Annotated in this window: 28 protein-coding genes; 10 read left to right on the top strand and 18 right to left on the bottom strand. The window is 60.5% G+C overall.

All coding sequences use genetic code 11. The features are described from left to right. Positions 1-30 precede the first annotated feature (30 nt). On the top strand, positions 31-1,254 hold the full coding sequence (locus SMD27_RS13745; protein ID WP_320508975.1) for a CCA tRNA nucleotidyltransferase: 1,224 nt from the start codon (positions 31-33) through the stop codon (positions 1,252-1,254). On the opposite strand, the gene hemF is transcribed toward SMD27_RS13745, so the two are convergent. Further along, the gene (hemF, locus tag SMD27_RS13740) at positions 1,251-2,132 is read right to left on the bottom strand and encodes an oxygen-dependent coproporphyrinogen oxidase (RefSeq protein WP_320508974.1); all 882 of its coding nucleotides are present in this window, start codon (positions 2,130-2,132) and stop codon (positions 1,251-1,253) included. The genes SMD27_RS13745 and hemF overlap by 4 nt on opposite strands. Then, positions 2,129-2,635, bottom strand: a complete 507-nt coding sequence (locus SMD27_RS13735; RefSeq protein WP_320508973.1) for a tRNA (cytidine(34)-2'-O)-methyltransferase — start codon at positions 2,633-2,635, stop codon at positions 2,129-2,131. The genes hemF and SMD27_RS13735 overlap by 4 nt, the downstream gene beginning before the upstream one ends. Positions 2,636-3,006: 371 nt before the next feature. On the opposite strand from SMD27_RS13735, the gene petA reads away from it, so the two are divergent. The 4 genes from petA to SMD27_RS13715 all read left to right on the top strand — a co-directional run bounded on the left by petA (position 3,007) and on the right by SMD27_RS13715 (position 6,773). Further along, positions 3,007-3,561 carry a ubiquinol-cytochrome c reductase iron-sulfur subunit gene (gene petA / locus SMD27_RS13730; protein WP_320508972.1) on the top strand — a complete coding sequence of 185 codons (555 nt, stop codon included), beginning with the start codon at positions 3,007-3,009 and terminating at the stop codon, positions 3,559-3,561. 14 nt (positions 3,562-3,575) lie between these two features. Then, positions 3,576-4,952, top strand: coding sequence for a cytochrome b/b6 (locus SMD27_RS13725; RefSeq protein ID WP_320508971.1), 1,377 nt, complete (start codon positions 3,576-3,578; stop codon positions 4,950-4,952). Then, positions 4,952-5,749, top strand: coding sequence for a cytochrome c1 (locus tag SMD27_RS13720; protein ID WP_320508970.1), 798 nt, complete (start codon positions 4,952-4,954; stop codon positions 5,747-5,749). Before SMD27_RS13725 ends, SMD27_RS13720 begins: the two co-directional genes overlap by 1 nt. Positions 5,750-5,915: 166 nt before the next feature. After that, positions 5,916-6,773 (top strand): VOC family protein, encoded by an 858-nt coding sequence (locus SMD27_RS13715; protein WP_320508969.1) that lies wholly within the window; start codon positions 5,916-5,918, stop codon positions 6,771-6,773. Between the two features lie 95 nt (positions 6,774-6,868). Here the strand turns inward: SMD27_RS13715 and ychF are convergent, their stop codons facing one another. After that, complete coding sequence (gene ychF, locus SMD27_RS13710) at positions 6,869-7,972, bottom strand: redox-regulated ATPase YchF (RefSeq protein ID WP_320508968.1); 1,104 nt, start codon at positions 7,970-7,972, stop codon at positions 6,869-6,871. Positions 7,973-8,259: 287 nt separating this feature from the next. Between ychF and SMD27_RS13705 the strand changes: the two genes are divergently transcribed. Next, positions 8,260-9,555, top strand: coding sequence for an Nramp family divalent metal transporter (locus SMD27_RS13705; protein ID WP_320508967.1), 1,296 nt, complete (start codon positions 8,260-8,262; stop codon positions 9,553-9,555). Here SMD27_RS13705 and SMD27_RS13700 read toward each other — a convergent pair. The 12 genes from SMD27_RS13700 to SMD27_RS13645 all read right to left on the bottom strand — a co-directional run bounded on the left by SMD27_RS13700 (position 9,552) and on the right by SMD27_RS13645 (position 18,484). Then, positions 9,552-10,022 (bottom strand): pyridoxamine 5'-phosphate oxidase family protein, encoded by a 471-nt coding sequence (locus SMD27_RS13700; RefSeq protein WP_320508966.1) that lies wholly within the window; start codon positions 10,020-10,022, stop codon positions 9,552-9,554. The two genes, SMD27_RS13705 and SMD27_RS13700, sit on opposite strands and share 4 nt — an antisense overlap. Further along, positions 10,019-10,654, bottom strand: a complete 636-nt coding sequence (gene pth, locus SMD27_RS13695; protein WP_320508965.1) for an aminoacyl-tRNA hydrolase — start codon at positions 10,652-10,654, stop codon at positions 10,019-10,021. Before pth ends, SMD27_RS13700 begins: the two co-directional genes overlap by 4 nt. A gap of 17 nt (positions 10,655-10,671) precedes the next feature. Next, positions 10,672-11,343 carry a 50S ribosomal protein L25/general stress protein Ctc gene (locus SMD27_RS13690; RefSeq protein WP_320508964.1) on the bottom strand — a complete coding sequence of 224 codons (672 nt, stop codon included), beginning with the start codon at positions 11,341-11,343 and terminating at the stop codon, positions 10,672-10,674. 130 nt (positions 11,344-11,473) lie between these two features. Then, a complete protein-coding gene (locus tag SMD27_RS13685; protein ID WP_320508963.1) occupies positions 11,474-12,418 on the bottom strand; it encodes a ribose-phosphate pyrophosphokinase in 945 nt (314 codons plus the stop codon). A 365-nt stretch (positions 12,419-12,783) separates the two neighbouring features. After that, on the bottom strand, positions 12,784-13,935 hold the full coding sequence (locus tag SMD27_RS13680; protein ID WP_320508962.1) for a M24 family metallopeptidase: 1,152 nt from the start codon (positions 13,933-13,935) through the stop codon (positions 12,784-12,786). 53 nt (positions 13,936-13,988) lie between these two features. Continuing rightward, on the bottom strand, positions 13,989-14,351 hold the full coding sequence (locus tag SMD27_RS13675) for a tRNA-binding protein (protein WP_320508961.1): 363 nt from the start codon (positions 14,349-14,351) through the stop codon (positions 13,989-13,991). Between the two features lie 287 nt (positions 14,352-14,638). Further along, the gene (locus SMD27_RS13670; RefSeq protein WP_320508960.1) at positions 14,639-15,124 is read right to left on the bottom strand and encodes a phasin family protein; all 486 of its coding nucleotides are present in this window, start codon (positions 15,122-15,124) and stop codon (positions 14,639-14,641) included. Positions 15,125-15,262: 138 nt separating this feature from the next. Continuing rightward, positions 15,263-16,045, bottom strand: a complete 783-nt coding sequence (locus SMD27_RS13665) for a TetR/AcrR family transcriptional regulator (RefSeq protein WP_320508959.1) — start codon at positions 16,043-16,045, stop codon at positions 15,263-15,265. Between the two features lie 101 nt (positions 16,046-16,146). Next, positions 16,147-16,647 carry a YbaK/EbsC family protein gene (locus tag SMD27_RS13660; RefSeq protein WP_320508958.1) on the bottom strand — a complete coding sequence of 167 codons (501 nt, stop codon included), beginning with the start codon at positions 16,645-16,647 and terminating at the stop codon, positions 16,147-16,149. 5 nt (positions 16,648-16,652) lie between these two features. Beyond that, positions 16,653-17,501, bottom strand: coding sequence for a pyrroline-5-carboxylate reductase (proC, locus tag SMD27_RS13655; protein WP_320508957.1), 849 nt, complete (start codon positions 17,499-17,501; stop codon positions 16,653-16,655). 6 nt (positions 17,502-17,507) lie between these two features. After that, positions 17,508-18,011, bottom strand: a complete 504-nt coding sequence (locus tag SMD27_RS13650; protein ID WP_320508956.1) for a type III secretion system chaperone family protein — start codon at positions 18,009-18,011, stop codon at positions 17,508-17,510. A gap of 197 nt (positions 18,012-18,208) precedes the next feature. Continuing rightward, positions 18,209-18,484 (bottom strand): accessory factor UbiK family protein, encoded by a 276-nt coding sequence (locus SMD27_RS13645; protein ID WP_320508955.1) that lies wholly within the window; start codon positions 18,482-18,484, stop codon positions 18,209-18,211. 150 nt (positions 18,485-18,634) lie between these two features. Between SMD27_RS13645 and lgt the strand changes: the two genes are divergently transcribed. From lgt to pgeF, 3 genes are read left to right on the top strand one after another with little or no spacing between them, the layout of a single operon-like run. Beyond that, a complete protein-coding gene (lgt, locus tag SMD27_RS13640; RefSeq protein WP_320508954.1) occupies positions 18,635-19,444 on the top strand; it encodes a prolipoprotein diacylglyceryl transferase in 810 nt (269 codons plus the stop codon). 24 nt (positions 19,445-19,468) lie between these two features. After that, positions 19,469-20,590: a class I SAM-dependent methyltransferase gene (locus tag SMD27_RS13635; protein WP_320508953.1), complete on the top strand. Its 1,122-nt coding sequence runs from the start codon at positions 19,469-19,471 to the stop codon at positions 20,588-20,590. Next, complete coding sequence (pgeF, locus tag SMD27_RS13630; protein ID WP_320508952.1) at positions 20,583-21,350, top strand: peptidoglycan editing factor PgeF; 768 nt, start codon at positions 20,583-20,585, stop codon at positions 21,348-21,350. The genes SMD27_RS13635 and pgeF overlap by 8 nt, the downstream gene beginning before the upstream one ends. A gap of 24 nt (positions 21,351-21,374) precedes the next feature. Here pgeF and SMD27_RS13625 read toward each other — a convergent pair whose 3' ends face one another. The 3 genes from SMD27_RS13625 to SMD27_RS13615 are packed head-to-tail and all read right to left on the bottom strand — an operon-like array spanning position 21,375 to position 23,958. Next, entirely contained in the window at positions 21,375-22,715 is a 1,341-nt protein-coding gene (locus SMD27_RS13625; RefSeq protein ID WP_320508951.1) for an ATP-binding protein, read from the bottom strand. 6 nt (positions 22,716-22,721) lie between these two features. Continuing rightward, positions 22,722-23,453 (bottom strand): response regulator, encoded by a 732-nt coding sequence (locus SMD27_RS13620; RefSeq protein ID WP_320508950.1) that lies wholly within the window; start codon positions 23,451-23,453, stop codon positions 22,722-22,724. A gap of 16 nt (positions 23,454-23,469) precedes the next feature. After that, a complete protein-coding gene (locus SMD27_RS13615) occupies positions 23,470-23,958 on the bottom strand; it encodes a MarR family winged helix-turn-helix transcriptional regulator (RefSeq protein ID WP_320508949.1) in 489 nt (162 codons plus the stop codon). 89 nt (positions 23,959-24,047) lie between these two features. Here SMD27_RS13615 and SMD27_RS13610 point away from each other — a divergent pair, with 89 nt between their 5' ends. Further along, positions 24,048-24,944 (top strand): branched-chain amino acid aminotransferase, encoded by an 897-nt coding sequence (locus SMD27_RS13610; protein WP_320508948.1) that lies wholly within the window; start codon positions 24,048-24,050, stop codon positions 24,942-24,944. Positions 24,945-24,963 lie beyond the last annotated feature (19 nt).

The raw sequence follows: 24,963 nt of genomic DNA, 5'->3' as shown, positions 1-24,963 counted from the left end.
CGCCCGCGTCGTCCGTCGATAGTGGCGGGCATGTCGACATCCTTATCCTTCCAACCCTTGCCGCAGCCCTGGATGCTCCAGGGCGCGGCGCGGCATGTCTATGATGCGCTGACAGCGGAGGGCGACGAGGCGCGCTTCGTCGGCGGCTGCGTACGTGATGCGCTGCTGGGACGGAAGATAAACGATATCGATATCGCGACACCGCTGCCGCCCGGCAAAGTCATCGAGCTTCTGACCAGCGCCGGCATCAAGAACATTCCGACCGGGATCGAACACGGCACTGTCACGGCCGTGGTGAACAGCGAGCCGATCGAGGTCACGACGTTGCGGCGCGATGTCGAGACCTTCGGCCGTCAGGCGCGCGTCGCCTTCACCGATGATTGGCAGGCTGATGCAGCGCGCCGCGATCTCACGATGAATGCCTTGTCCTGCCGCCTCGATGGCCGGGTGCACGACTATTTCGGCGGCCTTGACGATCTGACGGCAGGCCGTGTGCGGTTCGTCGGCGATCCGCGGACCCGCATGAAGGAAGATTATCTTAGGGTGCTGCGGTTCTTCCGGTTTCACGCCAATTACGCGGCCGGCGAGCCCGATCCGGCGGCGATGGCGGCGGCCAAGGCATCGGCATCGCAACTCGCCCATCTCTCCGGCGAACGCCTACGCCAGGAAACGCTGAAGCTGCTGGCCGCGGGGCGAGGTCCGGAAACCTGGGGACACATGCTGGAAGCGGGCATCGTTTCGGCTTATCTGCCGGAAGCAACGGATCAGGCGCGTCTCGTTCTAGTGGCGCAACGTGAAGCAGCGCTGCGAATCGCGCCGGCCGCCATTCGCCGGCTGGCGGCGCTGCTACCTGGCAAAACCGAGGCCCTGGCGGTAGGCACCAGATTGCGTTTGTCGCGCCGCGAGCAGGAACGTCTTTCCGGCATCGCTGCCGGGCCTGAAATCATGCTGGAATTGGAGCCCGTCGCCGTTCGGCGGCTGGTCTATCGGCATGGCAATGACCTGGCCCTCGATCTGCTGCTGGTACATGCGGAGGACGATGCTGACCTCGTGCAGGTCGCGGCGATTGCCGAGTCATGGCACGCACCGCGCATGCCGGTCGGCGGCAAGGATCTCGCGGAACTCGGGCTGCAACCCGGAGCAGCGATGGGCCGCTGGTTGGCTCTGGCCGAAGCCTGGTGGATTGCGGGCGATTTCCGGGCCGATCGTGCCGCCTGTATGAGCTGGCTGAAGGCGCAGCTGACGACCGGTTAAGGCCATATCACTTCCGGCGGCATCGACATCAGGATGGCATCGGTATTACCACCGGTTTTCAGGCCGAAGGTGGTGCCGCGGTCATAGAGCAGATTGAATTCGACATAGCGGCCACGGCGGATCAGTTGATGCCGACGCTGTTCCGGCGTCCAACTTTTGTTCATATGCCGGCGGACGATTTCCGGATAGATGGCGAGGAAAGCTTCGCCCACCGCCTGGGTGAAGCCGAAATCCTTCGCCCAGTCGCCGGTGTTCAGGGTATCAAAGAAAATGCCGCCGACACCGCGCGGCTCCTTGCGGTGTGGCAGATAGAAATAATCGTCGCACCATTTCTTGAAGCGCTGGTAGTAATCGGCATCGAAACGGTCGCAGGCACCGCGCAAGGCGGCGTGAAAATCGCTGGCATCCTGCTCGTGCAGCTCGGGATACATGGGGGTCAAATCGGCGCCGCCGCCGAACCAGGCATGACTCGTGGCGATGTGGCGCGTGTTCATGTGCACCGCGGGGACCAGCGGCGAGCGCATATGGGCAACCAGGGAAATGCCGCTGGCCCAAAAATGCCCGGTATCCGCTGCGCCGGGGATCTGCTTGCGGAATTCCGGGCTGAAGGTCCCATGCACAGTGGAGACATTCACGCCCACCTTCTCGAAAACTCGGCCGCGCAGCACCGACATCACCCCGCCGCCGCCATAGCCGCTCTCGCTGTTCTCATCCGGCCGGTGCCATTCCTGCCGCTCGAAACGGCTGGCTGGAAGTGCGGCATGCTCGGTGCCGGCGAGATCGTCTTCCAGCTGTTCGAATGCCGCGCAGATCCGGTCGCGCAAGGTGACGAACCAGGTGGCGGCCTGGTCCTTGTGATCGATCGGGTAGTCGCTCATGATCCGTGCTCTTCGGTCGTGCCAGTGGATGTCGTAGCGGGTGCCGGAAAACCGGTTTGGCGCAGGGCCTCGCCGATCACCATGGCTGCGGCAACGGCCACATTCAAGCTGCGAAAGCCGCCGCGCATCGGAATTTTCACACGGGCATCGGCGGCTTCGTGAACGCTCGGCGGCACGCCACTGCTTTCGCTGCCAACCATCAGGGAATCACCCGCCTTAAAGGCGAAACCCGTGTAAGGCATGGACGCCCGCGTGGTTAAAAGGATTAATCGGCCACCAGGAACGTGAAGGCGCGACCGAGTCTGGCAATAGGCCTCCCAGGAGCTATGCCGGGTGAGATCGACCGCGGCAAGATAATCCATGCCGGACCGGCGGAGGCGCCGGTCGTCAAAAATGAAGCCACAGGGTTCGATCAAATCGACCGATAGCCCGAAACAGGCGGCGAGGCGTAGGAGCGTGCCGGTGTTCTGCGGGATATCGGGTTGGTACAAAGCAAGGCGCATATCGGGTGTCGGATGATTGCGGTCGGGGTCGGGCAGATGCTCGAAACAAGGCTATTCTTAACAGAAGCCTGAGCGGAAAACCGCTGCTGCGATGCCGCATTGTGGGGCTGGATCGCGGCGTCTGCGACCTCCCGGATGCTTTGCAAAAACAGGGAATTCCTATATACCCGACGCGGATCATCGCCGAAGGCTGCGGATGGGGTAGCGGCTTGCGGGCGGTTTCGTGCGGCGGTTTGTCGCAAGGTGCTGTCCGATCACCCAACTTTTGACGTGGTATAAGGCGTCCGACCAAAGAAAGGTCCGGGACTCCTGCATCGGCATTAAGGCCGCCGGTGCCAGGGGATAGCGACCGCAAGAGGGATGTGAATTATATGGCCGATCAAGCGCATGCGGTGCCCAAGGATGGGCATTCCGGCGGCACGCGCCGCGAATTTCTCTATTTGATGACGGCTGCAGCCGGCGCCTATGGCGCGGCGACGGTCGCCTGGCCCTTCATCAGCAGCATGAACCCGTCGCAAGACGTGCTGGCACTGTCGTCCATCGAAGTCGACATCAGCAGCATTCAGCCGGGTGAGGGCATCACCGTCAAATGGCGCGGCAAACCGTTGTTCATCCGGCGCCGTACGCCCGAGGAAATCAAGGCGGCCGAAGGCGTCAATGTCGCCCAGCTGCGGGATCCCCAGGCCGACAAGGACCGGGTCCAAAAGCCGGAATGGCTGGTGCTGATCGGTGTCTGCACCCATCTCGGCTGCGTGCCCCAAGGCGAGAAGTCTTCCGAACCGCGTGGTGAGTATGGCGGCTATTACTGCCCCTGCCACGGTTCGCAATACGATACATCTGGCCGTATCCGTAAAGGTCCTGCGCCGCTCAATCTGGCGGTCCCGCCCTATTCGTTCACCAGCGATACCACGGTGAAGGTCGGCTAAGGGGAGCATCAGACATGAGCAAACATTTTAAGAACCCGGTCGTCCGCTGGATCGACCACCGCCTGCCGGTCTTCTCTTATCTGGATCATGAGGCGAACGAATATCCGACGCCGAAGAACCTGAACTACTGGTGGAATTTCGGCTCGCTCGCCGGCTTCATGCTGATCGCCATGATCGCCACCGGCATCTTCCTGGCGATGCAGTATACGCCGCATGTCAGCATGGCCTTCAACTCGGTTGAGCGCATCATGCGCGACGTCAATTTCGGTTGGCTGCTGCGCTATCTGCACATGAACGGCGCGTCGATGTTCTTCATCGTCGTCTATATTCACATCTTCCGCGGCCTCTATTTCGGCTCCTATAAGGCACCGCGCGAATTGCTGTGGCAACTCGGCGTCCTCATCCTGCTGCTGATGATGGCGACGGCCTTCATGGGTTACGTGCTTCCCTGGGGCCAGATGAGCTTCTGGGGCGCCACCGTCATCACCAATCTGTTCTCGGCCATTCCGCTGGTCGGCGACAAGATCGTGACGCTGCTCTGGGGCGGTTTCGCCGTCGACAATCCGACGCTGAACCGTTTCTTCGCCCTGCACTACCTGATGCCCTTCGTGATCCTGGCAGTCGTGCTGCTGCATATCATCGCGCTGCACCGTTTCGGCTCCAACAATCCGATCGGCATCGACACCAAGGGCAAGCAGGATACGATCCCCTTCCACCCCTATTACACCACCAAGGACATCTTCGGCCTTGGCATCTTCCTGATCTTCTACGCCTTCTGGGTGTTCTACGCCCCGAATGCGCTTGGTGATCCCGACAACTACATCCCCGCCAATCCGCTTTCGACGCCCGAGCACATCGTTCCCGAATGGTACTTCCTGCCGTTCTACGCGATCCTGCGCTCGATCCCGGACAAGCTGCTTGGCGTCATCGCCATGGGTGCCTCGATCGCCATCCTGTTCGTGCTGCCCTGGCTCGACCGCTCGCCGGTCCGCTCCGGTACGTTCCGGCCGGTCTTCAAGTGGTTCTTCTGGATGCTGGTCTTCGACTGCGCCATCCTGATGTTTGTCGGCAAGAACCCGCCGGACTGGTTCTGGCAGCCTTTCGCCCTGCGCGTGACGCCGGTTGAGGAAGTCGTCGCGGCGGCCGGCGTACCGGATGCCGATTCCCTATGGTCGATCACCTTCGCGGGCGGCACGCTGGGAATCCGGATCCTGCTCCTCGGCCAGTTGGCGACCCTGTACTACTTTGCCTACTTCATCGTGATCCTGCCTTTGCTGTCGATCTTCGAAACGCCGAAGCGCCTGCCGCTGTCGATCAGCGAGCCGGTTCTGAAAGGCGGCGGCAAAGCAGCCGTTGCTCATGCCCATAGCAAGCCGATGGAGAAGGCGTAATGAGTATCCGTTCTCTTGTACTCAAGGCTTCCACGGTTCTTGTCGGGGCTGCGGCAGTCCTGTTCATCGCGGCTGAACCCGGTGGCCATATCGATATCCCGAAGGAAAATTGGTCGTTCCAGGGGTTCTTCGGTCACTATGACCGGGCGCAGTTGAAGCGTGGCTTCCAGATTTATTCGCAAGTCTGCTCCGGCTGCCACTCGATGAATCTGATGTCTTACCGCAACCTGCAAAGCATCGGCTTCACGGAAGACGAAGTGAAGGAAATCGCCTCCAAGGTTCAGGTTCAGAACGAAGACCCGAACGATGCCGGGGAAATGTTCGAGCGTCCGGGCAAGCCGTCCGACCTCTTCCATCCGCCTTTCCCGAATGAGCAGGCTGCCCGCGCGGCCAATAACGGTGCCTTGCCGCCGGATATGTCACTGCTGGCGAAATCGCGGGCCGGCAAAGGCTTCGGTGGCTATTCCGGCGCCGATTATATCCATGCCTTGCTGACCGGCTATGGCGAGCCGCCGGCGGATATGAAGCTTAACCCGGGCATGAACTACAATAAGTTCTTCAAGGGCCACCAGATCGCCATGCCGCAGCCACTGCAGGACGATTCGGTGACCTATGCCGACGGCACCAAGGCGACCCTGGACCAGGAATCCCGCGATATCGCAACCTTCCTGACCTGGACGGCTGAAGGCGAGATGGAACAGCGCAAGAAGACCGGCCTCAGGGCCATGCTGTTCCTGGTCGTTTTCACGCTGCTGGCCTATGCCGCCAAGCGGAAGGTGTGGAAAAACATCCACTGAAGCTAACTGTCATCATCCGGTCTTGATCGGATGAGATAAACATGACGACCGCCGCCGAATGTCATATGCTCGGCGGCGGTTTATTTTTTGACGGCAATGCCGTTGAAAGAGAGTGGCTTTTAGGTGGGTTAGGCTGTGCGTCGCGCGGCCGAGATAGGGGATCTAGATGATGACGCCGGGATGCGGCATCACCGGAATCGACCACGCATTGATCGGCGTTCGCAATTTGGAAGCCGCGCGTGAGATTTGGACGCGGCTTGGTTTCACCGTCTGTCCACGCGGACGGCATATCGGCTGGGGTACCGGCAATTATTGCATCATGCTGGATAGCGGCTATGTCGAACTGCTCGGCATTATCGATCCAGCCCAATTCACCAACAATCTCGACAAGTTCCTGGAAACCCGTGAAGGACTCATGGGTCTGGCCTTCGCCACCGACAATGCGGAAGCCTGCCGCCAGCAGCTCGCAGAAGCCGGGCTACATCCCGACGGCCCAAAGGACCTCGCACGCAAATTGGAATTGCCGGAAGGCGATGTCACGCCGTCCTTTCACCTGATCTTCCTGCCGCCGGAAGAGACCCCTGCGTTACGGGCCTTCATTTGTCACCACCGCACGCCGCAACTGCTACGCCGCCCCGATTGGCAGATACATCCCAACGGCGCCACCGCCCTCATATCGATGACCGTCGTCTGTGACGATCCCGTGGTCGCCGCCTTCGGTTATCTGGCGATCTTCGGGCCAGACCGGATCAAGGTGACGGATCGCATGACCGTGGTGAATTGCGGTTTCGGCGCCCTTCGCTTCGTGACGCCGGACGGTTTCCTGTCATTGCATCCGCATATCGCCAATCTGCCGAGCTATCCGACACCCTGGGTGGCGGCGATGAAGCTGGAAGTCAAAGACCGCGCCCATTGCCGGGACTACCTGCAAAAGGCCGGCATCGCTGCTGCGCGGACGAATGAAGGGTGCCTGGTCCATCCCCGGGATGCCAACGGCCTGGTCTTGGAACTGGTCGGGCGCTGACGTCACCGACCGCCTCTCGAGAGCAGCCTCAGGCGAATGGCTTGATGCCGCAATATTGCCGGCGGATCGCCGATGGCAGGTAAACGCGCCGCCTTCTACACGTTGAAGCGGAAATTGAAGATATCGCCGTCCTGGACGACGTATTCCTTGCCCTCGGCCCGCATCTTGCCGGCTTCCTTCGCGGCGGCTTCGCCGTTACAGGCGATAAAATCGTCATAAGCGATGGTTTCGGCGCGGATGAAGCCACGCTCGAAGTCGGTATGGATGACGCCGGCCGCTTCAGGCGCTTTAGCGCCGGCCCGGACAGTCCAGGCGCGGGCTTCCTTCGGACCCACCGTGAAGAAGGTCAGCAGGCCAAGCAGACCATAGCCGGCGCGGATGACGCGGGCGAGGCCGGTCTCTTCCAATCCCAGAGTCGAGAGGAATTCGGCCTTTTCTTCTTCGGTCGGTAGCTGCGCCACCTCAGCCTCGATGGCGGCGGAAATGACGACCGTTACGGCGCCTTCCGCCTTCGCCTTGGCGGCCACTTTCTCCGACAGCGCGTTGCCGGTGGCTGCGTTGCTTTCCTCGACATTGCCGACATAAAGGACCGGCTTGCCGCTCAGCAGCTGCAATTGCTTGAAGAGAGGCATCTGCTCGGCGGAGAGTTTGGCGGCCACGGTGCGGGCCGGCTTGCCTTCACGTAGCGCGGCCAGAACCGGCTCGGTGATCTCGACCAGGGCCTTGGCATCCTTGTCGCCGCCACGTGCCTTCTTCACTGCATTATCGTGGCGCTTCTCGAGGCTCTCGAGATCCGCCAGCATCAGTTCCGTCTCGACCGTCTCGGCGTCACGGATCGGATCGACCGAGCCCTCGACATGGGTCACTTCGCCCTCGAAGCAGCGCAGCACATGAACGATCGCATCGGTCTCGCGGATATTGGCGAGAAACTGGTTGCCCAGCCCTTCGCCCTTGCTGGCGCCCCGCACCAGGCCGGCGATATCGACGAATTCCAGCTGGGTCGGAACGATCTTCGCGGATTTGCCGATCGCGGCGATCTTGTCGAGACGGGGATCGGGCACCGCGACGCGGCCGACATTGGGCTCGATGGTGCAGAAAGGATAATTGGCCGCCTGGGCCGCAGCTGTGGAGGTCAGCGCGTTGAACAGGGTGGACTTGCCCACATTAGGCAGGCCGACGATGCCGCAATTAAAACCCATGACTGCAATCCCAGATAACGGTGCCGAAAATCCGGCTGAAACCCGCAAAATCCGGGTTGTCGCGACGCCGGAACGGGGCAGTTCGCAAAGGTCAGCCAGCGCGGGTGACCTATCAGGAAAGCCTTGGCGGAACAACCGTTTTCCCAAACGCGACCGGCATCCCCTCCCTGTAAGCCGGTCATAGAGGCCGGCCATGGCTGCAATGCAATCTACTTATTTGAAATGCGACTAATTCGCATTTACATATTAACAGGTGATTGGAAGCATTCCCCTGGATCGAGATTGCCATGACCGAGCTTGTAATCCAGACCTTACGCAGCACCACCCGAAATCTGACCGGCCGGGCCGGCCTCTCGCAACTCCTGCGGCGCCTATTAGCTTTTGCCGGGCCGGGCTGGATGATCGCTGTGGGCTATATGGATCCCGGCAATTGGGCGACCGATATCGCCGCCGGCTCGGCCTTCGGCTACAAGCTGCTTTTCATCGTCGTTTTGGCCAGTCTGGCGGGGATGCTGTTCCAGGCGTTGTCGGCGCGGCTTGGTCTGGTCAGCGGCCTGGATTTGGCTGAAGCAAGCCGGCATCGATTCCCGCCCTCGGTCAATTATGCGCTCTGGCTGCTGGCCGAGATCGGCATCATTGCCTCCGACGTCGCGGAAATCGTCGGGACGGCCATCGCCCTGAAGCTGCTTTTCGGCGTGCCTTTGCTGGCGGGCGTCGCGGCGAGCCTCGGCTTGACGGTGCTGATGCTGTCGCTGGAACGTCACGGGCTGCGGTTTCTGGAAGTTGCCATCGCCCTGCTGGTTCTGGCGGTGATCGGCTGCCTCGTCTTCGAAGTTCTGCTGGCGCGGCCCGATTGGCTGGCGATCGCCGGTGGTCTCATGCCGGATCGCACGATTCTCGCGATGCCGGGCGCTACCATCTTGGCGGCCGGCATTATCGGCGCGACGGTCATGCCGCATAACCTTTATCTGCATGGCGCATTGGTGAAGCGTCATCGGCCGGCAGAAGGCAATTCCGCCAACGCGATCTTGAAAGCCGTCACGGCGGATTCCAATTTCGCGCTGATCGGTGCCTTCACAGTCAATGCGGCCATCCTGATCCTGGCCGCTGCCACGTTCTACGCGACCGGGCAGGGGGATATCGCCGGCCTGGCCGATGCCCAGGCACTGCTCGAGCCGATCCTGGGACCGGCCGCTGCCATCGTCTTTGCTCTGGCCTTGTTGATCGCCGGCCAGAATTCGACGGTGACTGCAACCCTGGCGGGGCAGGTGGTGATGGAAGGATTTACTGCCTTTCGTTTGTCACCGGCTTTGCGGCGGCTGATCACCCGAGCCATCGCCATCGTGCCGGCGGCGGCAATCACGGCGATCGGTGGGGAGCACGGTGCGGAATCGCTGCTGGTCTTCAGCCAGGTGGTGCTGTCGCTGCAACTGCCATTCGCCGTCATTCCATTGGTTCTTTTCACGGCGGATCGCCGCATCATGGGCAACCTGCCGGCGCCGCACTGGATGACGATGGGCGGGGCGATCCTGTCGCTTGGCCTGATCGCCGCCAATGCCACGTTGCTCTATTCGCTGGTCTAAATTCCGCGTTCCTGCAGGCGCCAGCGATCGTTTTCGAAGGTAAGGACCTTGATGCGCTCTATCTTGACCTCAATGGCCGCAAAGAGCGCTGCGCGGCCATCGGTGGGGCCCGTGCCCTCGGCGACATAGTCTCGCTGTGCCGTTTGGCTTACCTGGGTCCAATAGCGGTCAAGCGATGTTGCATCACTAATATTCTCGGCGCGGCCGGCCAAGCGGATCTGGCAGTCCGGATCGCGCCCATAGACGACCAGCTCGACCTGTGGGTTGGCGAGGATCTCGCGATACTTGGCGTCATCCGACCTGCAAAAGAAGGTGAGTATCAGCCCGGTCGCGGAGAAATTTCGAATAATGACGTTGCGAACCTGCGGGCGATCCTCGGCGACGGTTGCCAATGCCGCCAGGCAGAAGGCACCGCGGCGCAACCTGACCGCCTCTTCCAAGCGAGCCAGAGCGGCGTCGATCGTCACGACTCTGCTTTCGGTTTGTCTTTGTCGGCGGATTTTGCCGGCTTCGGGGACGGGGGATTGAGGATCAGGCTGGTCTTGGTCATGAAGGCGTTGTCGCCCCAATTGCCGCCCTTGCCGATCAGGATGGGCAGGGCATCGACTACCGCATCGACAACCGCGATGACTTGTGGCTGCTCGGCCTTGGTGAAATCCTGTAGCACGTAATGCTTGACCAGATCTTTGACGCCAGGATGGCCGATACCCAGCCGCAGCCGCCAGTAATCGTTGCCGAGATGGGCATCGATGGAGCGCAGGCCGTTATGACCACCGGCACCACCACCACGTTTGACCCGCAAACGGCCGAGGGGCAGATCGAGCTCGTCATGGATGACGGCGACATCGTTGGGCTGCAGTTTGAAGAACTGTGCCGCTGCCTGAACGGCGCGGCCTGACTCGTTCATATAGGTCAGTGGACAAAGGACGATGATCTTTTCGTCCTGGACGCTGCCTTCCCAGGTCACGCCATGAAAGCGTTCCCGCCGGCCGGAAAAGGAATGGCGGCGGACGATCTCGCCCGCCGCCATGAAGCCGATATTGTGCCGGTTACCTGCATAAGACGGACCGGGATTGCCCAGGCCGACGATCAGGCGCATGACCGGCTACTTCGTCCTTACTTCTTTGCCGGCGCCTTGGCGGCCGGAGCAGCGGCCTTCGCCGCTGGAGCCGGGGCAGCAGCCGCGGCTGGAGCCGGGGCCGCTTCCGCTTCGGCCTTCAGGCCGCTCGGCGCACCGATCGTGACGACGGTGAAGTCACGCTCGCGAATGGCCGGGGTGGCACCCTGGGGCAATTCGAGCGAGCTGATATGCACGCTGGCGCCGATATCCAGACCGGTGAGATCGACGACGATCTCCTGGGGGATGTATTCCGGCGAGCAGATGAAGGGAATTTCGTGACGGACCAGGTTGAGCACGCCACCACGTTTAATACCCGGCGCCGCGGCTTCGTTCTTCACGACGACCGGCACGTTGACGTGGATTTTGGTGTCCTTGCCGATGCGCTGGAAATCCAGATGCTCGGTCACATCGGTGACCGGGTGGAACTGCACATCGCGGGGCAGGACGCGGTGCTTCTTGCCCTTAATGTCGATGTCGAGCAGGGTGGCGAAGAAAGCCTTCTTATGCACCAGCCGATCGAGTTCCTTCGGTTCCAATGAGATCAACATTGGTTCCTGCTTATCGCCATAGATTACGGCGGGAACGCGGCCTGCACGACGGGTTGCGCGAGCGGCCCCCTTCCCGGCGCGGTCGCGAAGTTCCGCGCTGACGGATTGAACTGCGGACATGTCTATCTCCTCTTATCTCGCAGTCGCCGAAAATCCGGGATCGAATTTTCGGACCGATCGGCCTCCAGGGGTGCCTGATCGGATTTTCGGCCGGTCACGGCCTCTGCCGCAGCCGACCGTTTTCACGGCCTCAGTCGAACAGACTGGAGACCGAACGCTCTTCGCTGATCCGGGCCATCGCCTCGGCCAGCAGCGGTGCAATCGAAAGCTGGCGCACGGTCTGTGACACGCGCACGGCTTCGGTCGCCTGAATGCTGTCGGTGATCACCAGGGATTCCAGGGGCGAAGCGGAAACGCGGGCAACCGCGCCGCCTGATAGAACACCATGGGTGACATAGGCGGCAACCGAGGTCGCGCCCGATTCGCGCAACGCCACGGCGGCATTGCACAAGGTGCCGGCGGAATCGACGATATCGTCGACCAGGATGCAGCGCTTGCCGCCGACATCGCCGATGATGTTCATGACTTCGCTGACGCCAGCCCGTTCGCGGCGCTTATCGATAATTGCGAGTTCGGCATCCAGGCGCTTGGCAATGGCGCGGGCCCGCACCACGCCGCCGACATCCGGCGAGACGATGACGAGGTCGCCGTTCCCGCCCTGGGCGACGAAGCGCTCATTGATGTCCTTGGTCAGGACGCCGGCCGCGAACAGATTGTCGGTCGGGATATCGAAGAAGCCCTGGATCTGGCCGGCATGGAGATCGACCGTGAGCACGCGGTCGGCGCCGGCCTTGGTGATCAGATTGGCGACCAGCTTGGCAGAGATTGGGGTACGGGAGCCGGACTTGCGGTCCTGCCGGGCATAGCCGTAATAGGGGATGACGGCGGTGATGCGGCGGGCCGATGCCCGGCGCAAGGCGTCCAGCGTCACCAGCAATTCCATCAGATTGTCATTGGCCGGGAACGAGGTCGACTGGACGATGAAGATATCCTCGCCACGCACGTTTTCCTGGATCTCGACAAACACTTCCATGTCCGAGAACCGCCGGATGCTGGCATTGACCAGTGGCAGGTTCAGATAGGCGGAAATCGCCTCGGCCAGCGGCCGATTGCTGTTCCCAGTCAGGATCTTCATCAGATTCCGTTCCTCGACGCCGCATCCCGAAAACCGGGACCAGCCGCACGCAAGACATCGTTCATACAACAATCGGGCGACTGGCTCTCGGCCGGTCAGCCCGTGCGTTCAATGCCAATAACCCATGCCGCCCATAACGGGCAGGGCGAAAAGCGCGCGGAATGTATCAAGGCGGCTCGGGGCTGTAAATGGTCCCAAGCTGAATCCGTCATATTTGTTTAACCAGCTGACAAATATGACATTTTCCCCGGAAATCGACGGTTCTGCGGTGGCTGGCCTCACGTTGCCAGAAACAACACGGCCAAGCCGACCGCAAAACCGATTCCCATCAACCAAAAATACGGCACGGCCGAACCCGCCGACCGTCAGCGGATGACCAGATCCGTCGGCCGCTGGGACAGCGTTTCACAGGCACCTTCGGTTACCAGACAGGTCTGCCCGCTGGTCATGGCCAGACGATTCTCGCTGTCGAAGATGATCAGATGGATGAAGTAGACCATGCCCGGCTGCAGGATTTCCGGGTTGCCGTGATAGAACATCGGCCAGTCCATCCAGTTCGGTGCAAAGGTTGCGCCCAGGCTGTAACCGGTCGCGTTCATGCGATGCGCCTGATATCCGGCTTTATCCAACACCTTGGCATGGGCATCGAAAACAGCGCCGAGCGTATTGCCCGGGCGCAAGGCGGTCTTGCAGGCTTCGAGCGCATCAACAGCGACCTTGTGCATCTCGACCTGCCGGGCCGGTGGCTGGCCGATCGGGATCGTCCGCATCAGGCAGGAATGGTAGTGGCGGTAGACGCCGGCAAATTCCAGCGTCAGCTGGTCCTGGGCCGAAAGCTTGCGCCGGCCGGTCTTGTAGCGGCAGAGCAATGCATCGTCACCAGAGCCGATGATGAATTCATTGGCGGGATCGTCGCCGCCACCGCGAATGATGACGGATTGCATGGCGGCGAGAATTTCACCTTCATCGACGCCGGGTGCGGCCAGACGATGCGCCTCGTCCAAAGATAGATCGGCCAGTTCCGCTGCCTTGCGGACATAAGCGAGTTCCGCCCGACTTTTGATGAGACGCAGCCGGCTGACGAGATCCGAAGCATCGACCAGATCGGCGAAACCGTCGAAGGCTGCCTGAAGTCGCATGCCGCTCCGCGCGGTGAGACCGTAGGATTCCCATTCAACGCCGAAAGTTTTGCCGCCGAGCCCCCAGCGCCGGAGATATTCGCGCAATTCTGAAGCCGGATCGGCATTCGGCGCATCGATCCAGACGCGGATATCCTGGATGTCCGAGGTATGCTGGGCCTGCCGCAAATCCGGCGCCCGGGTCAGCAGCATCATTCGACCATCGGCGCCGAGATAGAGGCACTGGAAATAGACATAACCGAAGGTGTCGTAGCCGGTCAGGTAGTACATGCTTTCCTGACGGAAAATCAGCAAGCCATCGAGGCCTCGCTTTTCCATCGCTTCGATGGTGCGGCGGCGACGTTCTGCCAGTTCCGTTTCGGCGAAATGCAGGGCCATTCTCAACTCCGTCCGGCGTTGCCGGTTTCAAAAAGATATCAGGAAAGGATGGATTAAAAGAGGCGTCCGCCATTGGGGATCGCTTGATCCGGCCCGATCATCACCACTTCGCCATCATCATCGGGAAACCCGAGGACGAGGACTTCGGACATGAACTTGCCGATCTGCTTCGTCGGAAAGTTGACTACCGCGGCGATCTGCCGACCGATCAGCTTCTCCGGCGCATAATGATGGGTGATTTGAGCGGAACTCCGCCGCTGTCCGATGACCGGTCCGAAATCAATGGTAAGCTTGATGGCGGGCCGGCGGGCTTCGGGGAAGGGTTCCGTCGCAACGATGGTACCGACGCGGATATCGATCCGCCGAAAATCCTCATAGCTGATTTCCGGAGCGATCGCTTCTAACGTGTCATGCACGAGCTTTACCTTGACTCAACTAAGCGCCGTGGGCCACGCTAGCAGCCGTCAACGTCACTGGCAATGCCAGAGGCTCAAGTCGATTGGAGGCTGGTCGATGACGTAGGCGCGGATGGCTCCGATATCTCGCAGGATATCGTAGAAGCCGCCTAAAGAGAAGCCCGCCGGGACTTGCGTCCAGGCGGGCAAGCTGCCTGTCCTCGTGCGGGGAGGCTCTAGGACACTGGCAGGAACTCGGTTCAAGGCCCCGCCTCGGCGGGGCCTTTAATCTTGCTTCTTCGCCTTGGTTACTTTTTCGCCTTGGCGAAAGCGTCCTTCAGCTCGTCAAAGCTGGCAGCAACGCGCTTGTTGATCAGGCTCGCGGCTTCGCTATTGGCGCGCTGCAGCGTTTCGTTCAGCTCGCGCATATTGGTGATGGCCGCCTCGAAACCCGACTTGGCGAGTTCCGTCTGCTTCAGGAGCTTCTCTTCCGGCGTACCGGCGCTGCCCAATTCCTTGGTCGCCTTGGTCAGGTCCTCGACGACGGTGCGGGCAATCTCGGCTTGCCGCTGCGCTACGGCCTTGACGCCCTCGAAAGCCACCTGGTTGGCAGCGGTCAGGGCTTCAACGTTCTTGCGCTGAGCAGTAAAGATACCATCCAGGTCGAGGCTCGGAACACGGCCGTTGACGAAGAACTTCGAGCAATCATTGACCCACTTGTTGAAGTCGGCCTGGACCTGCGTGAAATCCGGGAGTTTCACGAAGTCATTTTCAATTGTGTTGGCCTTAGCCATATGTCTCATCTCCAGACTTAGGGGAACGCGCCAGCTCTTTTGCGGCGCACAATCTGGAGACTAATATGTTGCGGTGCAGCACAAACGTCAAGGAGTTTTTGCTGCGCCGCAATAAAAAACTTGCCCTAGTTATTTCAGTTATTTATCGCGATCCCGGCGCTTCAGCAGGCCGAGCAGGCGCTCGGTTTGATCGAGTCGCTTGTCCAGCAGAGCCATGGTTTTCGCCGCATCCTCGCTGTCATCTTTTAACCAGGTTCGCAAGACATGCATATAAAGGCCGACGAGCGACTGGGTGCGCAAAAAGCCGCGGAGACCGCTGGTGGAAATACCAGCCATTTCGAGCATCAACCCCATAGAACGGCCAAGGCGATCGGCAACGCACAGAGCATCGGCTGGGCTCCGGGAGAGATCGCGGAACAGGCCGTCGAGGGCGGCCTTGTTGGCTTGCTGGAGATCGAGCCGCCGCATGATGAGATCGAACAGTTTGTCGCGGGTGGTGCCGTCGAGCGCATCCGCCTCCAGCGTGCCGAGCAGTTGTTGATCGATTTCGCGCATGAACCCGGTAAGGATAGCGGTCTTCGACCGATAGACACGGTAGGCCGACGCCAATGAAAGGCCTGCAGAGTCGACGATTTCGGCATAGCTGAGATCTTGCCAGCCAATCGTGGCCAGTTGGGTCAGCAGCGCTTGATGAAGGCGGCCGCGAATATCGCCGGTTTGCTGGCTGCCCGTCCCGTTTGCAGTGCCTGAGGTTTCGCCTCGGTCGGTCCTCCTATCCGCCGATCGACCGCGCCCGGCCGAACCTGTTTGGGTCTTGCTACCAGCCCGCGTTTTGCTACCAGTCCGGGTCTTGGCACCCGTCTGCGCCTTGGGGCCGGGGGTCGTCTTGCTACCTGTGCGGATCTTGGGTCGCTGAGCCATAGCCGCCTCCTCAGGTGGTCAAAGATTGATCTAATACCCGCGTGATCTATCGGCAAGCATCCGCAGTCACCGCCGCGCGACCGATCACGCGTAAATGAAAGTCAAGGTTTGATATCGATTACCTGTCCGCCAGTTATCCGCTCCAACTCCGAAGGGCTCACGCCAAACACGGCATTCGGCGAACCGGCTGCGGCCCAGATAACGTCATATTGCTGCAAGTCCCGGTCGATGAATATTTTGACCGGGCCGGTATGTCCCACAGGCGCCACGCCGCCGATGGCGAAACCCGTCTGATCGCGCACGAAAGCGGCATCTGCCTTGGCGATACGATCGTGAAGCGCGGTCTCGATCTTATTTTCGTCAACGCGGTTGCTGCCGCTTGCAATGACCAATACGGGCTGATTGCTGGTCTGGGCGCGAAAGATCAGGGATTTGGCGATCTGGGCGACGTCGCAGCCGATCGCAGCGGCGGCGTCTGCGGACGTGCGAGTGGACGCACCGAAATGCTTGATCGGACGATCCAGGCCAAGGTTTCGCAATGCCTGTTCTACCCGGGCAATGCTGCCGCTCGTGCTGCGGTGTGTCGTGTTTCCCTCGGCCATCTCGACTATCCGGCTGCCAGTTCGCGCGATCGCGCGGTGGCGGCGGCAACGGCGCGTGTCATCAAAGGTTGCAGGCCATCGGGCGCCATAAGCACGGCAATCGCCTGTTCCGTGGTGCCCTTCGGACTCATCACGGCCTTGCGCAAGGCCTCGGCCGATTCGCTGGATCGATAGGCAAGCTCGCCGCTGCCGCAGACCGTGGCGCGGGCGAGCTGCATGGCGAGATCCGCCGGCAGGCCGGCGGCGCGGCCGGCCTCGGCCAGGCAGTCGATCAACAGGAAGACATAAGCCGGTCCACCACCGGAGACGGCAGTGACGGCATTGATAAGATCCTCGTCATCGACCCAGGCGATTTCGCCGACGGCTGATAAAAGCTCAGCGCAGAGACGGAGATCGGCTGCAGCGACATCCGGCTGGCGGACGATCACGGTCATGCCGCGACCAATGGCGGCCGGGGTATTCGGCATCGATCGGATGATGGTCGCGTTGCCGAGCCGGTGGCGCAGATAATCCAGGGTCTTGCCGGCTGCGATCGATAGCAAAAGCACGCCGGGCCGCACGAAACGCCGGTAATCAGGCAGGGCGTCATCCATGAACTGGGGCTTGATCGCCAGCAAGATGACGCCGGGTGCGAAATCAGCCGGCAGGTCGCCGGGTTTGGCGACGACCGTGACGCCGGCCGCGATGACATCGTCAAGCTCCCGGGGCGAGGGGTCTACCACGAAGATCTGAGGGCCCGCGACACCACGTGCCAGCCAGCCTCGGAGCATGGCCCCGCCCATCTTGCCGCAACCGACAAGCAACATCGGTCCCGGCAAGCGCAACGCCTGCCGTTGCTCAGTCTTTTCAGTCATGTCTCCTCAGGCTTCGCCGACAGTCTCCATCATGGCGGCTTCAACCGCCTCTTGAGGTTTCTTACCGCCCCATACGACGAATTGGAAGGCGGGATAGAAGCGTTCGCACTCATTGACGGCGGCTTCCACCAGGTCTTCCAATTGTTCGACGGCCACGCCGGCAGTGCCGCGCAGCAGGATGGTATGGCGGAACATTGGAGCCATTTCTTCCGAACACAGATCGAAATGGCCAAGCCACAGGCGTTCATTCACCAGGGTGAGCAATTCTGCGGCTTCACGGCGCTTGCTTGGCGAAATGCGCAGGTCGAAGAGGCAGGAGAAATACATCGCCCCCAGATCTTCCTGCCAGACGAAGAACATACGATAGTCGCACCATTGACCCGAATATTCGACGATCATCTCCTCATCGGTCGAACGGTCATAGCGCCATTCATTGGCGTTAACCAATTCTTCCATCACATCGATTGGATTGATGTCGGCCCGGGTCGACTCCGCTTGGAGTAATGCCATTGCAGCGCCCTCCTTGGTCGGCCCCTGGGTGCCCGCGCAAGGTGGAGCGGGTGGCCCCCAGGATCTAGATACAGATATACGAAGCCCCACCAGATTTAGACTCTCAGATTTGAGATTCCGGTGCAAGGCCTGATTTTAATAAGTTTTAATTGCGGCCAGTCCTCTGCCGGGCGATTGGCAGTTGCGGCTCTTGCTTTTCAAGCTGTCTGGTTGGGCGCTTTTTCCGGCTGCATCAAGCGCGCTTCCAACTCGGCGACGCGACGCTCAAGACGGATCTGTTCTTCGCGCGCGGCCTGGGCGACGGCCCGCATGGCTTCGAATTCCTCGCGGCTAACCAGATTCATGCGCGCGACGATGCGTTCCAGTTGCTGCTGCAATTTGCCCTCGACTTCATGGCGCATGCCGGTAAGCGATCCGATAGCACCGGTCGCTACTTTTGCGAGATCATCGAGAAGCCGGTTTTCTGTCTGCATTTGGAACTCCTGTCTGGGCGGTAAATGTCATGCCCACACGCATCTTGATGTTTTAGATCATAACTTGCCGCTATTCATGCGGCCACTATATAACGGAACGCCCATCCTTTGACGAGTATTCCACGCGACTATCCCACAGGCGAGTATCCCATGGCTGCCGATCCTTCCGGCTATTTCGTGTTCCCCGATTTCAATCCGGTCGCCCTGTCATTGGGGCCGCTTGATATCCGCTGGTATGCCCTGTCCTATATCGCCGGCATTCTGCTCGGCTGGTGGTATTGCGTGAAGCTGATTTCGCTGCCGCCGCGCCGGGTGAAACGCGAACAGTTCGACGATCTGGTAACCTGGATCGTCGTCGGCATCATCCTGGGCGGTCGGCTGGGCCAGGTGTTGCTCTGGGCGCCCGGTTACTATTTCAGGCATCCGCTGGAAATTGTCATGATCTGGAAGGGGGGCATGGCTTTCCATGGCGGCCTGATCGGGGTCATCCTGGCCATGTATTTCTATGGCCGCCGCCAGAAGCTCGGCTTCTTCACCTTGTCGGATATTGTCGCCTGCGGCACGCCGATCGGCCTTTGCCTTGGGCGGATCGCCAATTTCATCAATGGCGAATTGTGGGGCCGCATCACGGATGTTCCCTGGGCGGTGATCTTTCCCAATGCCGGTCCCGAACCGCGTCATCCCAGCCAGCTTTATGAAGCGCTGCTGGAAGGGGTCCTGCTTTTCCTGCTCATGCATGTCAGTTCGCGGAAGCAATGGATTCGCGAACGGACCGGCACGCTTAGCGGTATTTTCCTGATCGGCTATGCCATTGCGCGCAGCATCTCGGAAATTTTCCGCGAACCGGAGGTCAACCTGGGTGCTAACGCAGCAACGACCTGGGGCCAGATCCTGTGCATACCGATGATCCTGTTCGGCCTTTATCTCGTGTTGCACCGTCGGCAGAAGGCCGCCGCGTGAGGCGGCCGTGAGGCAAAGGCGGCGATGAGCGCAACCGATCGGGAGCGCGATCTGCGCCATCAGATCGCTCAGCAGATCACCGCCCAGGGTGCGGTCACTGTCGCCGAATTCATGCGTCTTGCTTTGGCGGCGCGGCATCTTGGTTATTATGCATCCCGCGATCCGCTCGGCCGCCAGGGCGATTTCATCACTGCGCCGGAAATCAGCCAGATGTTCGGCGAAATGATCGGCTTCTGGTGTGTCGATACTTGGCATCGGCTGGGAAGCCCTAGCCGCTTTCGCTTGATTGAATTGGGCCCCGGCCGCGGCACGTTGATGGCGGATGCCCTGCGCGCGGCGCGGCTGGCACCGGACTTCCTGGGAGCATTCGATCTCCATCTGGTGGAGATCAGCCAACCCCTGATCGCGACACAAGGCCAAGCCCTCGGCGCCTATCATCCGCAGTGGCATGAAACGCTCGACACGGTTCCCGCCGGGCCGGCCATCCTGATTGCCAATGAATTCTTCGATGCCTTGCCGATACATCAATTTGAAATGACATCGTCGGGCTGGCGTGAGCGTGGAGTGACGCTGGCGGAAGGCTCGTCGTCAGATGACGATGACGTGGCCTTCGCCTGGACGCTATTACCGTGCGGTCCGCAACTGGCCTTCCTGCGGCCGGTGCATCAATCCGCAAAGCCGGGCGATATTGCCGAAGTATCGCCGGCCTCGATGGCAATCTGCGATCAGATCGCGCGGCGATGTTCGGCCGATGGCGGCGCGGCTTTGTTGATCGATTATGGCCCGGCGAAAAGCGGCTTGGGCGATAGTTTGCAGGCCTTGCGCCAACATCGCTATCACGATCCATTGCAAGATGTGGGCGCGGCGGATCTTACCGCTCATGTCGATTTTGCGGCTCTGATGGATGTTGGCCGTCTCGCCGGCTGCGCTTGTTTCGGACCGCTGACGCAAGGCGCCTTTCTGCGCGCGCTGGGGATCGAAATGCGGGCGGCACGGTTGTCACGAGGACAAGGGGATGAAGTCGCATCGGAAATCGCAAACGCATTGCGTCGCTTGATCGATCCAGCAGAAATGGGCAGTTTGTTCAAGGTATCGGCATTGGCAGGGCCGCAACTCAGCGATCTGGCGGGATTTTTGAATGATTGAACTCCAAACACTGGCCGAGCTGTCGGAAATCCGGCATGGCTTTCTCACCCGGCAGGGCGGTGTCAGCGAGGGCATCTATGCCTCGCTCAATTGCGGCATCGGTTCGAAGGACAATGTCTGCCATGTCCTCGAAAACCGCGCACGTGCGGTCGCCCGCGTCGGCCTGCCGGCGGAATCCTTGGTCACGGCCTATCAGGTGCACAGTGCGAAAGTAGCGGTGGTCGACCGTGTCTGGCCGCGCGAGCAAGCGCCCCAGGTCGATGGTCTGGTGACCACCTTGCCCGGTATCGCACTCGGCATTCTGGCGGCGGATTGCGTGCCTGTTCTCTTTGCCGATGCCAAGGCCAAAGTGGTTGGGGCGGCGCATGCGGGTTGGAAGGGCGCGCTCGGCGGCGTGCTGCAGGAAACCGTGCATCAGATGACCGAAAGCGGTGCCAGGCGCGGCCGGATTCAAGTCGGTATCGGACCTTGCATTGGCCAGCTGTCTTACGAGGTGGGCCCCGAATTTCCCGCACCCTTCCTGGCGCAGGATCCGACCAATGCGCGCTATTTCATCCCCTCGGTGCGCGATCAGCGTTACATGTTCGATCTCGCCGGCTATGTGCGCAGCCAGCTCCAGGGGATGGGGCTGTGCTCGGTGGAAATGGCCGGTAACGATACCTGCGCCGAAGAGGACAAGTTCTTCTCTTACCGCCGCGCGACGATCCGACAGGAGCCGGATTACGGCCGACAGATCTCCATCATCGGTTTGCGGCCCTAGGTTATTGCGGCCATTACTGCCGAATCAGAAGGGCAGGCGAAGCTTCGCGCGCAATCCACCTGTGGGCGACTCGGCCAATGTCAGATCGCCGCCATGGCTGCGCAGAATGTCGCGGGCGATGGTCAGGCCAAGCCCGGTGCCGCCGGTTTCGGTATTGCGTGACTGCTCCAGCCGGAAGAAAGGCTTGAAGACATCTTCGCGGCTATCTGCGGGAACACCGGGCCCGTCATCATCGACGAAAATATCGATGCCGTTTTTGGTCTGGCGGAGCCAAAGGTGTTGGTTCTTAGCATAGCGATGCGCATTACCAATGATATTGGCCAGGGCACGCCGGAAGGCGTCGCGGCGCAGGGGCAGAATGAGTGACCGCTCGGGGAGATCGAGCTTCACCCTGGCACCCTCCCGCCGGGCATTGGTGACAACCTCTTCAATGACATCGACAAGGTCGGTCGGGAAGCTTTGCTCGGCCCCTTCGCCACGGGCGAAAGCGAGATAGGCGCCGATCATCCGCTCCATATCGGCGACATCGTTTTTCAGTTCGACGATTTCCGGCGCAGATCCCATCATCGCGAGTTGCAGCTTCATGCGTGTCAGTGGCGTGCGCAGATCATGGCTGACGCCCGCCAGCATCTCCGTTCGCTGGGCAATCTGGCGTCTGATACGATCGCGCATCAGGTTGAAGGCGCGGCCGGCCAGCTCGACCTCGGCCGCGCCTTCGGGATGGAAATCGGTGATATCGCGCCCCTTACCGAAATCATCGGCTGCTTGGGCCAGGCGCTTGATCGGCTGAACCTGCCCGCGCATGAATTGCGTGGCGATGGTCAACAGGGCAAGCGACGTGCCGACCATCCAGAGGAAGAAGATGTAAGTGGTGGAGCTGAAGAGCCGCCGGCGGTTGACCACCACATGCAGAACGCCGTCGGCGAGCTGAACATGAATCTCGACATACTTCTCCAGCGACCGGCTGTCGATCAGGAAAGGCCGCTCGACGCGATCCTGCAAAGCGTTTGAAAGCTGTCTGTCGACCAGGTTCTGCCGCATAATCGTCGGATCGTTCGGCAGGATTTCACCGGGTTTATAAGTGATGCTTATCCGCATATTGTCGTTGGCGATCTGGAACAGCCGGTCGGTTTGTGCGGTGTCCAATGGTTGCGGCAGCAATTGAATGATGGTGGCAATGTCACCGGCAACAGATTGCGCTAGCCGGCGGGTAACGGTGTCCCAATGGCTGTCATAGAAGACCCAGGCTGAAATGACCTGTAGCAGCACGATCGGCGTGACGATGATCAATACCGAGCGGCCGAGAAGAGATCTCGGCAGCACGCGTTCGAGATTGGTCACCGCTTCCGCGAGATAATCGCCCATTTGATCTCAATCCGGCTGCAAGGCGTACCCGCGCCCGCGCACGGTCTGAAGGTAGCGTGGGAATTTGGGGTCGCTTTCAATCTTCTTCCGCAATCGTGTCATTTGAATGTCGATCATCCGGCTGGCGCCGAGATCGTCGCCTTGCTCGGACAGTTCTTCGCGCGACCGAGGCTCGCCGGGATGGCTCGCCAGTTGCGCCAGAAGATCGATCTCGGCTTCGGTGAGGTAGACCGGTTCGCCGTGACGGGTCAGGCGCCGCCGCTCGAGATCAAAAATGAAATCTCCGAACTTGACCATCTGGCTTGGTAACCTGTCACCCGCCTCGTTACGCGTGCGCTTGAGGATGGCTTGGATCCGCAATACCAGTTCGCGCGGCTCGAAGGGCTTCGGCAGGTAGTCGTCGGCGCCAACTTCCAAACCATTGATCCGGTCGTTGGATTCGCTCATGGCGGTCAACAGCAGGATCGGCACATTGCTGTCCCGCCGCAGGCTGGAGGTCAATTGCAGGCCGGTTTCGCCCGGCATCATGATATCCAGAATCAGCAAATCGAAGGTAAAATTGGCGAGCCTGTTGCGCGCTTCACCGGCGTCGTTCGCGGTACTGACACGAAACCCTTGTTCGGCCAGATACCGGCCCAGCAGATCGCGCAGCCGGTTGTCATCGTCAACTACGAGGATATGCGGCTGCGTGCCGGGCATGGCTTCCTGGCTGTCCTGAGGCATATCGCTGGCGGACATTGCGGTCTTACCTTTTTCAGCGTGTGGTGGGGCGGAAGCGGGAACGGTCGCCCTCGTTGATCATGCCAAGCGCCACCTTACGGAAACCATCCACGGCTTCGGCGCCGGCGGCCTTATAGGCCCGGGCCACCAAGGCGCGCTGTTCCTCGGTCAATTTGCGCTCCAGATCAGCGCCCAGCTCGGTGAGGCTCAGCAGGCGCTGCCGCCGGTCGATGGTGCCCGGACGCTGGGTGATGAAACCCTGCCGGACAAGTTGGCCAAGCACACGGCTCAGGCTCTGTTTGGTGATTTTCAGGATGTCGAGCAGATCGGACACCGTCATGCCCGGATTGCGGCCCACAAAATAGATGACCCGGTGATGCGCGCGCCCGAATCCATATTGCGCCAAAGTCTGGTCCGCTTTTGCGGTGAAATCGCGATAAGCGAAAAACAATAATTCGATTCCCTGGCGCAAGTCATCGTCACGCAGGAATAGCGGATTAGCTGGTGTTTTTATGTCAGCCATGTTGACTTATTTTTCCGAATGTTTTAAATCTTGGGTCGATTAAGATCACATTATAACCCTATACCCATCCCCGTTTGGAGTAATCCCTGATGAGCATCCTGCCTTTCGATGATCGTGACGGTTATATCTGGTTCGATGGCAAGATGGTGCCCTGGCGCGACGCGAAAATCCACGTCTTGACGCACGGGCTGCACTATGCCTCCTGCGTCTTCGAGGGCGAGCGCGCCTATGAAGGCAAGATTTTCAAATCACGCGCTCATAGCGAGCGGCTGCACAATTCCGCCGCCATCCTCGGTTTCAAGATTCCCTATTCAGTGGATGAGATCGAGAAGGCGAAGACCGATCTGGTCGCCAAAATGGGCTTCAAGAACAGCTATGTCCGCGCCGTCGCTTGGCGTGGCAGCGAGATGATGGGCGTCTCGGCGCAGCAGAGCACCATTCATTTGGCGATCGCCACCTGGGAATGGCCGTCCTATTTCTCTCCCGAATTGCTGGAAAAGGGCATTCGGCTGAAATGGGCGAAGTATCGCCGCCCGGCACCGGATACTGCACCCACGGCGTCGAAGGCTGCCGGCCTCTATATGATCTGCACGATATCCAAACACGAGGCCGAAGCCGAAGGGTTCCAGGATGCGATGATGTTGGACTATCGCGGTCAGCTTGCTGAAGCGACTGGCGCCAATGTCTTCCTGGTGCAGAACGGCGAATTGCACACGCCGACGCCGGATTGCTTCCTCAACGGCCTGACGCGTCAGACGGTGATGGAATTGGCGCGTCGCCGCCAGCTCAAGGTGACCGAGCGGGCGATCATGCCGGAAGAACTGGCCAAGACCGACGAAGTCTTCCTGGTCGGCACGGCAGCAGAAGTGACGCCGGTCGGGCAGATCGGCGATTACAGCTTCAAGGTCGGTCCGCTGACCAAGCAATTGCGCGAGGACTATCTGAAGGAAGTCCGCGCCCATGTTGCCAGCGCGGCGGCGGAATAACCCGTCCAAGGAATTAGAG

It is taken from the genome of Dongia soli (assembly GCF_034044715.1).
GTDB classification, from domain to species: Bacteria; Pseudomonadota; Alphaproteobacteria; order Dongiales; family Dongiaceae; genus Dongia_B; species Dongia_B soli.
The sequence above is the reverse complement of the archived record's forward strand: the minus strand, read 5'-3'. Positions and strand labels throughout refer to the sequence as shown.

Excerpts from the sequence above, each read along its gene's own strand:
- SMD27_RS13670 (WP_320508960.1), bottom strand. The coding sequence starts at position 15,124 with ATGGCTAAGGCCAACACAATTGAAAATGACTTCGTGAAACTCCCGGAT.
- proC (WP_320508957.1), bottom strand. The coding sequence starts at position 17,501 with ATGACTGAAAAGACTGAGCAACGGCAGGCGTTGCGCTTGCCGGGACCG.
- SMD27_RS13715 (WP_320508969.1), top strand. The coding sequence starts at position 5,916 with ATGATGACGCCGGGATGCGGCATCACCGGAATCGACCACGCATTGATC.
- pgeF (WP_320508952.1), top strand. The coding sequence starts at position 20,583 with ATGATTGAACTCCAAACACTGGCCGAGCTGTCGGAAATCCGGCATGGC.
- SMD27_RS13735 (WP_320508973.1), bottom strand. The coding sequence starts at position 2,635 with ATGCGCCTTGCTTTGTACCAACCCGATATCCCGCAGAACACCGGCACG.
- SMD27_RS13645 (WP_320508955.1), bottom strand. The coding sequence starts at position 18,484 with ATGCAGACAGAAAACCGGCTTCTCGATGATCTCGCAAAAGTAGCGACC.
- SMD27_RS13705 (WP_320508967.1), top strand. The coding sequence starts at position 8,260 with ATGACCGAGCTTGTAATCCAGACCTTACGCAGCACCACCCGAAATCTG.
- SMD27_RS13615 (WP_320508949.1), bottom strand. The coding sequence starts at position 23,958 with ATGGCTGACATAAAAACACCAGCTAATCCGCTATTCCTGCGTGACGAT.
- lgt (WP_320508954.1), top strand. The coding sequence starts at position 18,635 with ATGGCTGCCGATCCTTCCGGCTATTTCGTGTTCCCCGATTTCAATCCG.
- SMD27_RS13685 (WP_320508963.1), bottom strand. The coding sequence starts at position 12,418 with ATGAAGATCCTGACTGGGAACAGCAATCGGCCGCTGGCCGAGGCGATT.
- pth (WP_320508965.1), bottom strand. The coding sequence starts at position 10,654 with ATGCGCCTGATCGTCGGCCTGGGCAATCCCGGTCCGTCTTATGCAGGT.
- SMD27_RS13720 (WP_320508970.1), top strand. The coding sequence starts at position 4,952 with ATGAGTATCCGTTCTCTTGTACTCAAGGCTTCCACGGTTCTTGTCGGG.
- SMD27_RS13725 (WP_320508971.1), top strand. The coding sequence starts at position 3,576 with ATGAGCAAACATTTTAAGAACCCGGTCGTCCGCTGGATCGACCACCGC.
- SMD27_RS13690 (WP_320508964.1), bottom strand. The coding sequence starts at position 11,343 with ATGTCCGCAGTTCAATCCGTCAGCGCGGAACTTCGCGACCGCGCCGGG.
- SMD27_RS13635 (WP_320508953.1), top strand. The coding sequence starts at position 19,469 with ATGAGCGCAACCGATCGGGAGCGCGATCTGCGCCATCAGATCGCTCAG.
- ychF (WP_320508968.1), bottom strand. The coding sequence starts at position 7,972 with ATGGGTTTTAATTGCGGCATCGTCGGCCTGCCTAATGTGGGCAAGTCC.
- SMD27_RS13625 (WP_320508951.1), bottom strand. The coding sequence starts at position 22,715 with ATGGGCGATTATCTCGCGGAAGCGGTGACCAATCTCGAACGCGTGCTG.
- SMD27_RS13610 (WP_320508948.1), top strand. The coding sequence starts at position 24,048 with ATGAGCATCCTGCCTTTCGATGATCGTGACGGTTATATCTGGTTCGAT.
- hemF (WP_320508974.1), bottom strand. The coding sequence starts at position 2,132 with ATGAGCGACTACCCGATCGATCACAAGGACCAGGCCGCCACCTGGTTC.
- SMD27_RS13745 (WP_320508975.1), top strand. The coding sequence starts at position 31 with ATGTCGACATCCTTATCCTTCCAACCCTTGCCGCAGCCCTGGATGCTC.
- SMD27_RS13650 (WP_320508956.1), bottom strand. The coding sequence starts at position 18,011 with ATGGCATTACTCCAAGCGGAGTCGACCCGGGCCGACATCAATCCAATC.
- SMD27_RS13665 (WP_320508959.1), bottom strand. The coding sequence starts at position 16,045 with ATGGCTCAGCGACCCAAGATCCGCACAGGTAGCAAGACGACCCCCGGC.
- SMD27_RS13620 (WP_320508950.1), bottom strand. The coding sequence starts at position 23,453 with ATGTCCGCCAGCGATATGCCTCAGGACAGCCAGGAAGCCATGCCCGGC.
- SMD27_RS13680 (WP_320508962.1), bottom strand. The coding sequence starts at position 13,935 with ATGGCCCTGCATTTCGCCGAAACGGAACTGGCAGAACGTCGCCGCCGC.
- SMD27_RS13660 (WP_320508958.1), bottom strand. The coding sequence starts at position 16,647 with ATGGCCGAGGGAAACACGACACACCGCAGCACGAGCGGCAGCATTGCC.
- petA (WP_320508972.1), top strand. The coding sequence starts at position 3,007 with ATGGCCGATCAAGCGCATGCGGTGCCCAAGGATGGGCATTCCGGCGGC.